The organism is Paenibacillus montaniterrae (assembly GCF_018403185.1).
Classification (GTDB): Bacteria; Bacillota; Bacilli; order Paenibacillales; family Paenibacillaceae; genus Pristimantibacillus; species Pristimantibacillus montaniterrae.
The window spans coordinates 1-255 of the sequence record NZ_BOSE01000059.1; the positions used below are offsets into that span (position 1 = coordinate 1).

Here is a 255-nt window from a genome sequence, read left to right on the forward strand (position 1 = left end):
GTAAGAGCGCACGGAGGATGCCTAGGCACTAGGAGCCGAAGAAGGACGTGGCGAACAACGATACTGCCTCGGGGAGCTGTAAGCAAGCGTCGATCCGGGGATTTCCGAATGGGGAAACCCAGCTGTTATAATAGACAGTTACAGTTAGCTGAATTCATAGGCTAGCGTGAGGCATACCAGGGGAACTGAAACATCTAAGTACCCTGAGGAAGAGAAAACAAAAGTGATTCCGTCAGTAGCGGCGAGCGAACGCGG

General features: G+C 52.5%; 1 rRNA gene. It reads left to right on the forward strand.

The features are described from left to right. A 23S ribosomal RNA gene (locus KJS52_RS27150) occupies positions 1-255 on the forward strand; the annotation flags it as partial.